Annotated in this window: 12 protein-coding genes; 8 read left to right on the top strand and 4 right to left on the bottom strand. The window is 71.4% G+C overall.

The features are described from left to right. Positions 1 to 139 precede the first annotated feature (139 nt). From MFF40_RS16225 to MFF40_RS16215, 3 genes are all read left to right on the top strand, one after another. The gene (locus MFF40_RS16225; RefSeq protein ID WP_238261345.1) at positions 140 to 1,804 is read left to right on the top strand and encodes a L,D-transpeptidase family protein; all 1,665 of its coding nucleotides are present in this window, start codon (positions 140 to 142) and stop codon (positions 1,802 to 1,804) included. Positions 1,805 to 1,988: 184 nt separating this feature from the next. Then, on the top strand, positions 1,989 to 2,237 hold the full coding sequence (locus tag MFF40_RS16220; protein WP_147857476.1) for an AbrB/MazE/SpoVT family DNA-binding domain-containing protein: 249 nt from the start codon (positions 1,989 to 1,991) through the stop codon (positions 2,235 to 2,237). Beyond that, positions 2,230 to 2,622, top strand: a complete 393-nt coding sequence (locus MFF40_RS16215; protein WP_147857475.1) for a type II toxin-antitoxin system VapC family toxin — start codon at positions 2,230 to 2,232, stop codon at positions 2,620 to 2,622. Before MFF40_RS16220 ends, MFF40_RS16215 begins: the two co-directional genes overlap by 8 nt. Positions 2,623 to 2,664: 42 nt before the next feature. Here MFF40_RS16215 and MFF40_RS16210 read toward each other — a convergent pair whose 3' ends face one another. Further along, the gene (locus MFF40_RS16210; RefSeq protein ID WP_238261343.1) at positions 2,665 to 5,340 is read right to left on the bottom strand and encodes a bifunctional acetate--CoA ligase family protein/GNAT family N-acetyltransferase; all 2,676 of its coding nucleotides are present in this window, start codon (positions 5,338 to 5,340) and stop codon (positions 2,665 to 2,667) included. A gap of 374 nt (positions 5,341 to 5,714) precedes the next feature. Here MFF40_RS16210 and MFF40_RS16205 point away from each other — a divergent pair, with 374 nt between their 5' ends. Both MFF40_RS16205 and MFF40_RS16200 read left to right on the top strand, forming a co-directional pair. Continuing rightward, positions 5,715 to 6,137, top strand: a complete 423-nt coding sequence (locus MFF40_RS16205; protein WP_147857595.1) for a Ros/MucR family transcriptional regulator — start codon at positions 5,715 to 5,717, stop codon at positions 6,135 to 6,137. Positions 6,138 to 6,234: 97 nt separating this feature from the next. Further along, entirely contained in the window at positions 6,235 to 6,993 is a 759-nt protein-coding gene (locus MFF40_RS16200; protein WP_238261341.1) for a restriction endonuclease, read from the top strand. Between the two features lie 35 nt (positions 6,994 to 7,028). On the opposite strand, the gene MFF40_RS16195 is transcribed toward MFF40_RS16200, so the two are convergent. After that, complete coding sequence (locus MFF40_RS16195) at positions 7,029 to 7,508, bottom strand: peroxiredoxin (protein ID WP_147857512.1); 480 nt, start codon at positions 7,506 to 7,508, stop codon at positions 7,029 to 7,031. Positions 7,509 to 7,610: 102 nt separating this feature from the next. Further along, positions 7,611 to 7,889: a hypothetical protein gene (locus MFF40_RS16190; RefSeq protein ID WP_147857511.1), complete on the bottom strand. Its 279-nt coding sequence runs from the start codon at positions 7,887 to 7,889 to the stop codon at positions 7,611 to 7,613. Positions 7,890 to 8,061: 172 nt separating this feature from the next. On the opposite strand from MFF40_RS16190, the gene MFF40_RS16185 reads away from it, so the two are divergent. Further along, complete coding sequence (locus tag MFF40_RS16185) at positions 8,062 to 8,682, top strand: YqgE/AlgH family protein (RefSeq protein WP_147857510.1); 621 nt, start codon at positions 8,062 to 8,064, stop codon at positions 8,680 to 8,682. 59 nt (positions 8,683 to 8,741) lie between these two features. Here the strand turns inward: MFF40_RS16185 and MFF40_RS16180 are convergent, their stop codons facing one another. Further along, complete coding sequence (locus MFF40_RS16180; RefSeq protein ID WP_238261339.1) at positions 8,742 to 9,746, bottom strand: hypothetical protein; 1,005 nt, start codon at positions 9,744 to 9,746, stop codon at positions 8,742 to 8,744. Between the two features lie 390 nt (positions 9,747 to 10,136). Here MFF40_RS16180 and dnaK point away from each other — a divergent pair, with 390 nt between their 5' ends. Beyond that, positions 10,137 to 12,053 (top strand): molecular chaperone DnaK, encoded by a 1,917-nt coding sequence (gene dnaK / locus MFF40_RS16175; protein ID WP_147857024.1) that lies wholly within the window; start codon positions 10,137 to 10,139, stop codon positions 12,051 to 12,053. A 277-nt stretch (positions 12,054 to 12,330) separates the two neighbouring features. Further along, positions 12,331 to 13,473 carry a molecular chaperone DnaJ gene (gene dnaJ, locus MFF40_RS16170; protein WP_147899367.1) on the top strand — a complete coding sequence of 381 codons (1,143 nt, stop codon included), beginning with the start codon at positions 12,331 to 12,333 and terminating at the stop codon, positions 13,471 to 13,473. Positions 13,474 to 13,609 lie beyond the last annotated feature (136 nt).

The following is a 13,609-nucleotide window of genomic DNA, read 5'->3' as shown; positions in this document are numbered from 1 at the left end:
CGGGTCCGGAGGCGATCCCCCTCGATGGATGGTGAACGGGCCCCGCCGCGGGGGCGATTCACCGGAGGAGATTGGTAACCGTACCGCCCCATCATCCCGCCCGACCGCGCCGTCCCGGGCGCCGTCGGGAGTGTTGCGTATGGTCCCGACCCGTTTCCGCCTTCCCGCTCGCCTCGGCACCGGCCTCTCGGTTCTGGCGCTGCTCGGCGGCCCCGTGGCCGCGCTGGCGCAGGGCGCCCCGGCCGCACCCGCGGCGCCGGCGGCCCCGCCGCTCGCCGTCCCGGTCGCCGTGCCGCCGGCCCCGGAACCCGTGAAGGCTCCGGAGCCCAAGGCCCAAGTCGAGAAGGCCCAAGTCGAGAAGGCCGAAGTGAAGGCTGACGCGAAGACTCCCGAGGGCCGGCCGATCGAGGCCAAGACGTCCGAGGTGAGGCCCCCGGATGCGCCGAAAAAACCGCGCGCGCCGGCGCCGCTGGTCTACGCCAAGGTCTCCACCGACCCGACCCCGACGCTCACCGCCCGGACCTTCCTGGACACGCTGAAGGTGGCCGACCGCTACGCCGCCTTCGCGGAGGCCGGCGGCTGGGAACGGCTGCCCGACGACCTGATCCGGCTGAAGCCCGGGGAGCGCAGCCCGGCGATCCCGTCGCTGCGCCACCACCTGACGCTCACCGGCGACCTGCCCGTGGACGCGCCGCCGAGCGACCGGCTCGACCCGCCGCTGGTGGCCGCGATCGCGGCGTTCCAGGGCCGCCACGGCCTGCCCGACAGCGGCATCCTGGGCCGGCTCACGATCAACGCCCTGAACGTGCCGGCCGCCACCCGGCAGCGCCAGCTCGCGGCCTCGGCGGCTCGGCTGATGGGCTCGAAATTCCCGTTCGGCGAGCGCTACGTCGTGGTCAACGTGCCCTCGGCCATCGTCGAGGCGGTGGAGAACGGCGTGGTGGCGCGCCGCTACGTCGCGGTGGTCGGCTCCCCCGACAAGGCGACACCCACGGTGGAGACCCGGGTCACCGACATCAACTTCAACCCGACCTGGACGGTGCCGGCCTCGGTGGTGAAGAACGAGATCATCCCGCAGATGCGCAAGAACCCGGGCTACCTCGCCCGGAACCACATCCGCATCCTCGGCCCCGCCGGCGAGGTCGACCCGACCAAGATCGACTGGGCGGGCAACAAGGCCGCGGCCTACACGCTGCGCCAGGATTCCGGCTTCGACAATTCGCTCGGCCAGGTGCGGATCGACATGCCGAACCGCTTTGCCGTCTACATGCACGACACGCCGGCCAAGTCCCTGTTCGCCGCCAACGTGCGCTTCCACAGCCACGGCTGCGTCCGGGTCGGGCAGGTGAAGGAGCTGGTCGGCTGGCTGCTGCAGGGCACCGACGGCCCCAACGGGCCCGGCACGAGCTGGGGCCCGATCGAGATCGAGACCGGCATCGCCGACGGGGAGCGCCGCGACATCAAGCTGGTCAAGCCGGTGCCGGTGACGTTCGTCTACCTGACGGGCTACGCCACCCCGGACGGGACGGCGCATTTTCGCGACGACATCTATAATCTCGACACGCCGCCCCCGGCACCGGAGCCCGCCGCCACCGGGGCGATCGCACCGGCCGGCGCCGTGCAGCCTGCCGTGATGCCGAAGCCCGCGGCGCCAACGCCGCCGAAGCCGGTGGTGGCCAAGCCGGCGGTGACCAAGCCCGCTGCGGCGAAGGCCGTCGCCGCCAAGCCGGCGGCCAGCAAGGCAACGATCGCGAAGCCGGCAACGGAGGGGGGCAATCCGGACGTGCATCAACCTCCGCGGTGATCCCAATCCGGCCATCCGGGCTTGGCTGAACCGGACCATGTCTCGACGGTACGTCCGCTTCGCCGCGGGATAGCGGCACAGGACTTTCCTTTTTTATCTGTCATCGGGCATCATAGGACGGCGCGGCCAGCGTCCGATGGCGCGGACAGCGAGCGTTGTTTCGGGCCGCGATCCGGAATTCGGCATGGCTTCGCACTTGGCAAAGATCGAGGCTGGCGGGACGCTCGTCATCCCGGCGGATTTCCGGCGGGAACTCGGGCTCGCAGCCGGCGACACCGTCATGGTCGAACTGGCCGAGGACGGTCTGCGGATCCGCTCCTTGTCTGCTGCAGTCCGGGAGGCGCAGGCCATCGTCCGCAGCTTCGTGCCGGTCGATCGGAACTTGGCCGACGAATTGATCGCGGAGCGTCGGACCGAGGCGGAGCGTGAGTGAGGCCTTCGTCCTCGACGCCTCAGCGCTGCTGTGCCTGCTTCGCGCGGAGACAGGTGCCGAGGCGGTTGCCGAGGTCCTGCCGCAATCCGTGATCGGTGCGGTGAACCTATCCGAAGTCTATGCCAAGTTGGCCGAAGCCGGTGGAGCGGAAGCGCAGATCACGCAGGCTCTCGGCGTCCTCCGCCTCGCGATCGAACCCTTCGATGACGAGCAGGCGCGGATGGCCGGTATCCTGCGACTGCCGACGCGCCCGCTCGGACTCTCGCTGGGCGATCGAGCCTGCCTCGCTCTGGCAAAGCAACGCCGATCGGTTGCCGTGACGACGGACCGGGCCTGGAGCCGGCTGCCGGCCGATCTCGGGCTGAGCGTCAGGATCGTCCGCTAGCGTACAGTCCGGAAAGACGATGCCGACCGGGCGCCGGAGCCCCTAACCCACCCCAAGCTCCAGCTTCACGGTCACCAGCCCCGGATCCTCCGGGTCCCGCCCCTGGCTGAACCCGAGCCGGCGGCAGACCGCCAGCATCGGGCGGTTCTCGGCGAGCACCATGCCCTCGACCCGGCCGACGCCCTCGGAGCGGGCCCAGTCGATCATCAGGCGCATCAGCGCGAAGGCGAGGCCGGTGCCGCGCGCGTCGCGGCCGACCGCGATGGCGTATTCGCCGCTCTCGTGGTTGGCGTCGGCGTGCAGCCGGACGGCGCCGAGCATGCGCTCGCCGCCCTGCGGATCGACCTCGGTGGCCACGAACGCGATGGCCCGGGCGTAGTCGAGCTGGGTCAGCCGGGCGAGGAACGCGTGGCTGAACTCGCGGACCGGCCCGAAGAAGCGCAGCCGCAGGTCCTCCGGATCGAGGCCCTTGAAGAACGCCAGGAACAGGCCCTCGTCCTCGGGGCGCACCGGGCGCACCCGGATCGTGCGGTCCTTGAGGTTGAGGGTGCGGACCCATTCCGCCGGATAGGGCCGGATCGCGAAGCGCGGGTGGCCGCGGCCGTGGCAGCCCCGCTCCGCGCGCCCGATCCGGACCCGGGCGTCCAGCGCCAGCACGCCGGTCTCGTCGGCCAAGAGCGGGTTGATGTCGAGTTCGCGCACCTGCGGCAGGTCGGCGGCGAGCTGGGACAGCTTCACCAGTGTCAGGGCGATCGCCCCGAGATCGGCGGCCGGCACGTCGCGGTAGCCTTCGAGGCGCCGGGCGACCCGGGTGCGGCCGATCAGGTCGCGGGCGAGCGCGAGGTCGAGGGGCGGGAGGCCGAGGGCGCGGTCGTCGATCACCTCCACCGCCGTGCCGCCCCGGCCGAACACGACCACGGGCCCGAACACCGCGTCCTCGGCGAGCCCGGCGATCAGCTCCCGGCGCTGGCCCCGGCGGACCATCGGCTGCACTGCGAAGCCGGTGACCCGGGCGTCCGGCCGCTCCCGCCGGGCGCGCGCCAGGATGCTGCGGGCGGCATCGCGGACGTCGGCCTCGCTGGTGAGGTCGAGACGGACGCCGCCGATGTCGGATTTGTGCACCACGTCGGGCGAGACGACCTTGAGCGCCACCGTGCCGCCGGCCGCGATGATCGGCCAGGCGGCGGCCGCGGCGGAATCCTGGTCGGGGGCGAGGGTGATCGGCACGGTGGGGATGCCGTAGGCCTCCAGCAGGCCGTTCACGGCAACCGGGTCGAGCCAGGCCGCCCCCTGGCGCAGGGCGGCGGCCACGATCGAGCGGGCCCGGGCCGTGTCGGGGGAGAAGTCCCGCGGCAGCGAATCCGGCGTGCGCATCAGGTCGTCCTGCGCCTCGCGGTAGCGCACGAGGTGCAAAAACCCCTCGATCGCCTCGGAATCGGTGGCGAAATGCGGGATCCCGGCCCCCGCGAAGGCGGCGCGCGCCACCTCGGCATCGCCCAGCGACACCGCGAAGACCGGCTTCTTGCGGGTCTGGCCGGCGCGGGCGCGCGTGACCGTCTCGGCGATCGCCCCGGCCACCGCGCCGGCATCCGACCGGACCGTGGGGACGTGGATCGCCAGCACCGCGTCGCTGGCCCGGTCGGCCAGCAGCGGCGCCAGGGCGGCCGAGAAGGCCGGGCCGCCGGCATCGATGCCGAGGTCGATCGGGTTGCCGGCCGGCCGGTCCTCGGCCGCGGGGATCTCGGCCAGGATGCCCGCGCGGTCGGTCAGCCGGTCGGCGGCGAGCAGCCCGATGCCGCGGCCGTTGGTGAGGATCGCCAGGCGGTCCCCCGGGAACGGGCGCTGGCGCCCCAGGGCCTCGACCGCCGAGAACATCGCGTCGAGATCCGGCACGGCGAGCAGGCCGGCCCGGCGGAAGGCCGCGGCGTAGACCGCGTCCGGCCGGGCGAGCGCGCCGGTATGGGTCACGGCCGCCCGCGTGTCCGGCCGGTGCCGGCCGGCGCGCAGCACCACCACGGGCTTGGCGCGGGCGGCGGCCCGGGCCGCCGACATGAACCGCCGGGCATCGGCCACCCGGTCGAGGCAGAGCAGGATCGCCCGGGTGCGGTAGTCGGCGGCGAAATGGTCCAGGCAGTCGGCGACCCCGATATCGAGCACGCTGCCGAGCGACAGCACCGCGGAGAAGCCGGTCCCGTGGCGGGCGGCCCATTCGACGATGGCCGCCGCCACCGTGCCGGATTGCGAGACGAGCGCGAGGTCCCCCGCCGCCGGGGCGTGGGCGAACAGGCTGGCATCGAGCTTGGCGGCGGGCACCGCGAGGCCGGCGCTGTCGGGGCCGAGCAGGCGCAGGCCCTGCGCGCGGGCGATCCGGTGCGCCACCGGCCCGGGGTCGTCCGGCCCGCGGCCGAGCCGGGCGGTGAGGATCACGGCCGCCCCGGCGCCGATCGCGGCGGCCTGGGCGACCACCTCGGGCACGCTCGCGGGCGGCACCGCGATCAGCACGAGGTCCGGCACCACGGTGAGGTCGGCGACCCGCTTCACGCAGGGCAGGCCGTCCACGGATTCGTGATCCGGCTGGACCGGCAGGATCGCGCCGGGAAACCCCGCCCGGCGCAGGCTGTCGAGCACGCTGCGCCCGAGGGAGCCCTCGCGGGCCACGGCTCCGACCAGCGCGACCGAGCGCGGCGCCAGGAGCTTGTCGAAGCGGTACGTGCTCACGGCGCCGACGGCCCGAATCTGTGCGCGCGCATGGGGGCCCCTCGCCTGGGTGACGCGCTTTGCAAGGCGCGCCGCGGCGCACCCGCCGCCCTACCAGATGGCACAATCTCCCGCAGGTGCAACGCCCGGATGCACCGATGCCGCGCGTGGCCCGCACCGGCCGCCACGGGACGAGCCGGCTTTGTACAGTATTCGACAATGCAGGCTGCAATCACGTTGGCTGTTGTGGTCACTTACAAATTGGTCTTGCCCTTATATTGATCACATCATAGTACCTGCCGCTTTATAGGCCTGTATCAGCCTCGACAGACACAGATTCCGGCCGGCACACGCCGAACGATGGCGGCCGAGACGAAGCGACGGGAGGTTTCGGAATGGACGCCACGGTCGGAGAGGACCTGGATTATCTCGCGCTGTCCGTCGACATCGTGTCGGCCTTCGTGAGCAACAATCCGGTGCCCGTGCCGGAACTGCCCGGACTGATCGCCGCGGTCCACGCCACCCTGCACGGGCTGAGCCAGCCGCCGGCCCCGCCGGTGGAGGAGCTTCGGCCCGCGGTCTCGGTGCGGCGCTCGATCCAGCCCGACTACCTCGTGTGCCTGGAGGACGGGAAGAAGTTCAAGTCGCTCAAGCGGCACCTGCGCACCCACTACGACCTGACGCCCGAAGCCTACCGGGAGAAGTGGGGGCTCGCCCCCGACTACCCGATGGTGGCGCCGAACTACGCCGCCGCGCGCTCGAGCCTCGCCAAGAGCATGGGGCTCGGCCACCAGCGCCGGAAGGGCCAGAAGGATTAGGCCCGCGGGCCTGCATCCACAGCTTTCCCGCCGGGATTCAGCATCGGGCAAGGGGCGCTTGCCAGGGTCGGCGGGCTCATCCGCGACCCGAGATCCGATGCCCGGCAAGCCCAACCCCGTCGCCCGCCTGTTCTGGACGGCCGTGATCGGCTGCCCGCTCGGGCTCTGGTACGGACCGCCGGCCTTCGCGGCCACGGGGGCGGCCCTCGCGCTGGTCCTCGGGCGCCATCTCGGCCGGCCCCGCCGGTTCCGGGCGCGGGTGCGCCGGATCGCCCGGGCCCATGGCGAGACCCTGGCGCTGCGGCGGCGGCAGGAGAGCTTTTCCGATGCCTACGGCAACCGGATCGAGGACGGCTGGCTGCGGGAGCGGGCGTACTTCCTCGACCGCACCGTCCTGCCGCAGATCGGGCCCCGGTTTGCCGACCTCGCCGAGTCGGAGCGCGCCCGGATGCTGGCGATCGTCGAGGCGGAGGCCGCCGCCATCGCGCTGCCCGAGGAAGACGAGGCGCCGGGCGACGGGATCGATTACGAGCGCTACTGCGCCGACCGCCTGGCCCGGGCGGGCTGGCGGGCGCACCGGACCCCGCCGAGCGGCGACCAGGGCGCCGACATCGTGGCGGTGCGCGACGGGCTCCGGCTGATCGTGCAGTGCAAGCGGCTGGCCAAGCCCGTCGGCAACGCCGCCGTGCAGGAGGCGGCCGCCGCCCTGCGCTACTGGGCGGGCGACCGGGCCGCGGTGGTGTCGAATGCCGGCTTCACCCCGGCGGCGCGCCGCCTGGCGGCGGCGACCGGCGTGCTGCTCCTGCACCACGACGCGCTGGACGACATCGACCTCGCCAGCGCGTACCGGAGCTGACGCGGGATGGGTACGGGGCGCGAAGCCCCGATGGCCTAGAGGACCTTGAGCAGCGCCTCGGCGCCGGACGCCTCGGCCTTCGAGGGGGTCTCCTCGACGTTGAGGATCTTCACCACGCCGTCCTCGACCAGCATCGAGTAGCGCTTGGAGCGGATCCCGAGGCCGAAGCCGGTGCCGTCCATCTCCAGGCCGATGGCCTTGGCGAAGTCGGCATTGCCGTCGGCCAGGAATTCCAGGCCCTCGGCGCCGCTGGCCTTCGACCACGCGTCCATCACGAACACGTCGTTGACGCTGGTGACCGCGATGGCGTCGACGCCGCGGGCCGTGATCTCGTCCTTCTTGGAAACGAAGCCGGGCAGGTGGTTGCGGTGGCAGCTCGGCGTGAAGGCGCCCGGCACGCCGATCAGCACCACGCGACGGCCCTTGAACACGTCGTCTGTGGTGCGGGCGAGCGGGCCCTCGGGGCCGGTCACGCGGAAGGTCGTCTGGGGCAGGTGGTCGCCGACCTGAATCATCGCGGGTCCCTCGTTGCTGCACGCTCGGATCGCGCGCTGGACAATCGCGGCTGACCTAGCGTGGCGGCCCGCGCCTGTCGAGGACGGAGGCGGCGGAGCTCGTCACGCTCCGAGCAGCTTGATGAAGGCGGCGCCCGCCCCGAAGAAGGCCGCGCCCGCGGCCATGCCCGAGAGCGCGACCTGCCAGGGCGCCAGCGCCCGGTCGCGGCCGAGCTTGGCCGCCTCGGCCGACATCTTGAGCTGCTCTGTGGCCAGCTTGGCCGCCTCGGCCATCAGCTTGCGCTGCTCGGCGACGAACTTGCCCGTCTCCTCCTGCGCCCGCTGGATCTGGGCGCGCTGTGCTTCGATGTCGAAGGCAGCCGGGGATGCAGCGTCCGCCATGGGACACCTCCTTCTCGCGGCCAGGTCAGGCCCATGCAAAGGCCAATGCCCGGGGGCGAGGATATATAGCGATCCGCCCGCAGATTCGACAGCGCCTTTCCAGCCGGGTGGGGCCGGGGCGACGCGCGCTTTGTCCGCTGGACAAGGCGAGGGGGCCGCGTAGCATACGCGCATGTCGAACCCAGCGTCGCCCGTGCAGTCCGCGCTCACCGGCCCGAGCTTCCTCGACGGACAATTCCTCGTGGCGATGCCCGGGATGGCCGACGAGCGCTTCGCCCGCTCGGTGATCTACGTCTGCGCCCATTCGGCCGACGGCGCGATGGGCATCATCGTCAACAAGGCGGCGACCGACATCAGCATGCCGGACCTGCTGGTCCAGCTCGACGTCGCCCCGGAGGCGGACGCGATCCGGCTGCGCGAACGGGTCGGCCACATGCCGGTGCTGATGGGCGGCCCGGTGGAGGGTCGGCGCGGCTTCGTGCTGCACACCGACGACTTCCACATCCAGCAATCGACGCTGATCATCGACGACGGCATCTGCCTGACCGCCACGGTCGAGATCCTGCGCGCCATCGCGAGCGGCGAGGGCCCGGCCAGCGCCGTGCTGGCGCTCGGCTATGCCGGCTGGCAGGCGGGGCAGCTCGAGAGCGAGATCATGGCCAATGGCTGGCTCAACTGCCCGGCCGACCCGGCGCTGATCTTCGACGCCGACCTCGACGCCAAGTACGAATTGGCCCTGCGGGCCAACGGCATCGACCCGGCCATGCTGTCGATGACCGCCGGGCGGGCCTGAAGCATCGTCCCGAACGGTGGTCGCCGGCTTTCGGGGCAGGACGATGCTCTGACGGACCGCTATTCCGGCGGCATCTCGCCGGCGGTGTCCGGGTTCACCCCGTCGACGGCCGGCTCCGCGGCGGGCCTGGGCCGGGACCGGCGCGGGGCCGCCGCGGCGGTCGGAACCGCCGTGTTGGCACCCAGGCGGGTGGCGAGCGCCAGGGCCCGGTTCTCGGTGACCCGCAGGTGGCAGAAGCCGTGCGTGCCCTCGCGGGCGTAGCCGCGGCAGAGCTGCTCCCGGTCGGCCGAGAACGCCGCCTGCTCGCTCACGATCGGCCGCACGTCCTCGCGCCGGGCACGCTGGGTCATCAGCTTGTAATTGTCGCGTACCGCCTTGTCGGCGACGCCCCGGCCGGTGTCGAACTCCCCGGCCCGGGGGATCAGGCTGGCGCCCGCCGGCCCCCACAGCCCCACGGGCGTGGTCGCGCAATCCGCATTCGAGAAGGTGCAGATCGGTCCCTGGCCCAGCGACGTGACCAGGATCCCGCCCTCGACCACGTCGAAGCGCAGCGGGCACTCGGCCCCGGCGGCCTCGAAGCGCGGCGCGCCTTCGGGCTTGCCCTCGGAGGTCAGGGTGATGGGATTGCCGTTGGCGAGCGGCACCGTGCAGGACTCCGCCGGCTGCGAGATCTTGGTGCCGGGCAGCTTGATCCGCGCCGTGACGGCGGTGCCGGCCCGCTCCAGCTTCAGGGTGCCGGACATGCCGTTGAGCTGGAGCTCCGGCCCGATCACCCCGTCCTCGGACGGGGCCTTCAGCACCACCGGGCGGGCCGGGGCCGGGGCGGGCCGGGTCGCCTCGGGGGCGGACGGGGCGGGGCCCGGCTCCCCCGGGGCGGGGGCCGCGGGCGGACCCTCGGGCACGCCGCGGGGCGGCACCGGCGGCCGTTCGGGCTTGATCCCGAAGAGGCGCTCGAAGAAGTTCTGGGCCTGCGCCGGCGGCGCGCCGAGCAGCGCGGGAGCCGCGATCGCGGCCGCCAGGACGGGGAGCAGGCGGGGGAGCAGGAAGCTGCGGGTCCGAGGCATCGGGCTCTGACGGGAGGATGAGGTGGCGGGGCCACGCTCAACCCCTTGTCGAACCGTTAACACGCCATCGATGGCCTTGACGTGGCAGCGGAGCAACAAAATCCGTCGACGCCATTCGGGCAATGCGGGCGCCACGAAGGGATTTTTGAGGCAGAACAAAGCCTTGGCAGAAAGTCCGATCGCCGGGGCCAACGCGCCGGCTTTGCCTTGCGAGCCCGTCCGGGGGTTCTTATATCGCCCTCGACGCGGGATTACGCGCTGGATTTCAGCCGTTCACGGCCCTTGATCCGGCCCGGGTCCCATACTCACATCACACACTCATCCGCCATGGGCCGAGCTGCTTCGGGGCTCGGCGGTCTGCTTGAACGCGACGAAAAGAGGGATCCCACCATGGGTAAAGTTATCGGTATCGATCTGGGCACCACCAATTCCTGCGTGGCCGTCATGGAAGGCACGCAGCCCCGGGTCATCGAGAATTCTGAAGGCGCCCGCACCACGCCGTCGATCGTCGCCTTCACGGACGACGGCGAGCGGCTCGTCGGCCAGCCGGCCAAGCGCCAGGCGGTCACGAACCCCGAGCGCACGTTCTTCGCCATCAAGCGGCTCGTCGGGCGCACCTTCGACGACCCGATGACCCAGAAGGACAAGGGCCTCGTTCCCTACACGATCGTCCGCGGCGACAACGGCGACGCCTGGGTCGAGGCCGACGGCAAGAAGTATTCGCCCTCGCAGATCTCCGCCTTCACGCTCCAGAAGATGAAGGAGACCGCGGAGTCGCATCTCGGCCAGCCGGTCACGCAGGCGGTCATCACGGTCCCGGCCTACTTCAACGACGCCCAGCGCCAGGCGACCAAGGATGCCGGCAAGATCGCGGGCCTCGAGGTGCTCCGCATCATCAACGAGCCGACCGCGGCCGCCCTCGCCTACGGCCTCGACAAGAAGAAGGCCGGCACCATCGCGGTCTACGACCTCGGCGGCGGCACCTTCGACGTGTCGATCCTGGAGATCGGCGACGGCGTGTTCGAGGTGAAGTCGACCAACGGCGACACCTTCCTGGGCGGCGAGGACTTCGACAACCGCGTGGTCGAGTACCTGACCGCCGAGTTCAAGAAGGAGCAGGGCATCGACCTGACCAAGGACAAGCTCGCCCTCCAGCGCCTCAAGGAGGCCGCCGAGAAGGCGAAGATCGAGCTGTCCTCGGCCACCCAGACCGAGATCAACCTGCCCTACATCACCGCCGACCAGACCGGCCCGAAGCACCTCGCGCTGAAGCTCAGCCGGGCGAAGTTCGAGTCGCTGGTGGACGACCTGGTGCAGCGCACGATCGAGCCCTGCCGCAAGGCGCTCAAGGATGCCGGCGTGTCGGCCTCCGAGATCGACGAGGTGGTGCTGGTCGGCGGCATGATCCGCATGCCGAAGATCCAGGAAGTGGTGAAGTCCTTCTTCGGCAAGGAGCCGCACAAGGGCGTCAACCCGGATGAGGTCGTGGCGATCGGTGCCGCCGTGCAGGCGGGCGTGCTCCAGGGCGACGTCAAGGACGTGCTGCTGCTCGACGTGACCCCGCTGTCGCTGGGCATCGAGACGCTGGGCGGCGTGTTCACCCGGCTCATCGACCGCAACACCACGATCCCGACCAAGAAGTCCCAGACCTTCTCGACGGCGGAGGACAACCAGAACGCCGTCACGATCCGGGTCTTCCAGGGCGAGCGCGAGATGGCGGCCGACAACAAGCTGCTCGGCCAGTTCGACCTGGTCGGCATCCCGCCGGCACCCCGCGGCATGCCGCAGATCGAGGTGACCTTCGACATCGACGCCAACGGCATCGTCAACGTGACGGCCAAGGACAAGGCGACGAACAAGGAGCACCAGATCCGCATCCAGGCCTCGGGCGGCCTCTCGGACGCCGACATCGACCGGATGGTGAAGGACGCCGAGGCCAACGCCGAGGCGGACAAGAAGCGTCGCGAGCTGGTCGAGGTGAAGAACCAGGGCGAGAGCCTGGTCCACGCCACCGAGAAGTCGGTCGCGGAGTACGGTGACAAGGTCCCGGCCGCCGACAAGGGCGCGATCGAGACCGCGATGACCGCGCTCAAGACCGCGCTTGAGGGCGAGGACGTCGAGACCATCAAGGCCCGGACCACGGACCTGATGCAGGCCTCGATGAAGCTCGGCGAGGCGATGTACAGCGCCAACCAGGGCGCAGGCCCCGAGGCCGGTGCCGAGGCGGGCGCCTCCGAGAAGAAGGACGACGTCATCGACGCCGATTTCCAGGAGGTCGACGACAAGGACCAGAAGAAGCGCGCCTGAGGCGTCGTTTCGACAGGACCGCGCGGGGCCGGAGCGATCCGGCCCCGCCTCTGCTTGTGAGACGCGCTGTTGCGCGGGCGCCGCAGGACCCGGATATCGTCCGAATTCAGCCTCGGACCGGCCGGCTCATGCTAGAGCGCCGGGGTCGCCACGATCGCGGCGATGCCTCGGCCCGCTCACCCTGCTCGAGACCGCCCCCTGAACGGCCCGCCCCGGCGGGCTCGGGGGACTGGTCCAGGGAACACAGCGCCTTCTGAGTGTCCGGAGACTGGGTGGGATGTCGAAGCGGGACTATTACGAGATCCTGGGATGCGCCAAGACCGCAACGGAAGGTGAGCTGAAGGTCGCCTTCCGCAAGCTCGCGATGACCTATCATCCCGACCGCAATCCCGGCGACAAGGAAGCCGAGATCAAGTTCAAGGAATTGAACGAGGCCTATCAGTGCCTCTCGGACGGGCAGAAGCGCGCGGCCTACGACAAGTTCGGCCACGCCGCCTTCAGCCAGGGTGCGGGCGGCCCCGGATTCGGCAACGAGTTCGGCGACTTCATGTCGGACATCTTCGACAACTTCTTCGGCGACGGCCGGGGCGGCGCCCAGCGCGGCCGCGGCGGCGGGACCCCGGGCCGCGAGCGCGGCTCCGACCTGCGCTACAACCTCGAGATCACCCTCGAAGAGGCCTTCATCGGCAAGGCCGAGACGATCCGGATCCCGACCTCGGTGACCTGCGAAGCCTGCGACGGCTCGGGCGCCAAGCCGGGCTCGAAGCCGCGCGCCTGCCCGACCTGCGCGGGCTACGGCCGGGTCCGGGCCGCGCAAGGCTTCTTCGCCATCGAGCGGACCTGCCCGAACTGCCACGGCCGCGGCGAGATCGTCGACGACCCCTGCGCCACCTGCCAGGGCGCCGGCCGGGTCAACCGCGAGCGCACGCTCTCGATCAACGTGCCGGCGGGCGTCGATGACGGCCTGCGCATCCGGCTGGCCGGCGAGGGCGAGAGCGGCCTGCGCGGCGGCCCGCCCGGGGACCTCTACGTGTTCCTGTCGATCAAGCAGCACGAGTTCTTCCAGCGCGACGGCGCCGACCTGTTCTGCCGGGTGCCGATCTCGATGGTGACCGCGGCCCTCGCGGGCGAGATCACCGTGCCGGTGATCGACGGCTCGCAGACCCAGGTGCGGATCCCGGCCGGGACGCAGACAGCCAAGCAGTTCCGGATCAAGGGCAAGGGCATGCCGGTGCTCCGCTCCCGGGAGGTCGGCGACCTCTACATCCAGGTCTTCGTCGAGACCCCGCAGAACCTGACCAAGCGCCAGCGCGAGCTGCTGCAGGAGTTCGATCAGTCGGCCTCGCCGGAGAACCACCCGGAATCGGCCGGCTTCTTCGCCAAGGTGCGGGACTTCTTCGGCAGCGCCGTTCGACCCTAGGATCGCCGATCCGACGCGCTCGCCGAGGCCGAACCGGCATCCCGGTCGGCGGCGCGCGGGTCGGGCCGGATCCGAACCCGCGCACGCCCGTTATGCATCCGGCGAGCGTGGCATGCTTACCCTAGGCGCCGGGCCG

Source organism: Methylobacterium mesophilicum, from assembly GCF_022179445.1.
GTDB classification, from domain to species: domain Bacteria; phylum Pseudomonadota; class Alphaproteobacteria; order Rhizobiales; family Beijerinckiaceae; genus Methylobacterium; species Methylobacterium mesophilicum.
Note: the sequence above shows the minus strand (reverse complement) of the source record. Positions and strands in the feature narration are given on the sequence as shown.

Bases quoted from the DNA above. Each gene is read 5' to 3' on its own strand.
- MFF40_RS16225 (WP_238261345.1), top strand. From the start codon at position 140: ATGGTCCCGACCCGTTTCCGCCTTCCCGCTCGCCTCGGCACCGGCCTC.
- MFF40_RS16220 (WP_147857476.1), top strand. From the start codon at position 1,989: ATGGCTTCGCACTTGGCAAAGATCGAGGCTGGCGGGACGCTCGTCATC.
- MFF40_RS16205 (WP_147857595.1), top strand. From the start codon at position 5,715: ATGGACGCCACGGTCGGAGAGGACCTGGATTATCTCGCGCTGTCCGTC.
- MFF40_RS16200 (WP_238261341.1), top strand. From the start codon at position 6,235: ATGCCCGGCAAGCCCAACCCCGTCGCCCGCCTGTTCTGGACGGCCGTG.
- MFF40_RS16195 (WP_147857512.1), bottom strand. From the start codon at position 7,508: ATGATTCAGGTCGGCGACCACCTGCCCCAGACGACCTTCCGCGTGACC.
- MFF40_RS16190 (WP_147857511.1), bottom strand. From the start codon at position 7,889: ATGGCGGACGCTGCATCCCCGGCTGCCTTCGACATCGAAGCACAGCGC.
- MFF40_RS16185 (WP_147857510.1), top strand. From the start codon at position 8,062: ATGTCGAACCCAGCGTCGCCCGTGCAGTCCGCGCTCACCGGCCCGAGC.
- MFF40_RS16180 (WP_238261339.1), bottom strand. From the start codon at position 9,746: ATGCCTCGGACCCGCAGCTTCCTGCTCCCCCGCCTGCTCCCCGTCCTG.
- dnaK (WP_147857024.1), top strand. From the start codon at position 10,137: ATGGGTAAAGTTATCGGTATCGATCTGGGCACCACCAATTCCTGCGTG.
- dnaJ (WP_147899367.1), top strand. From the start codon at position 12,331: ATGTCGAAGCGGGACTATTACGAGATCCTGGGATGCGCCAAGACCGCA.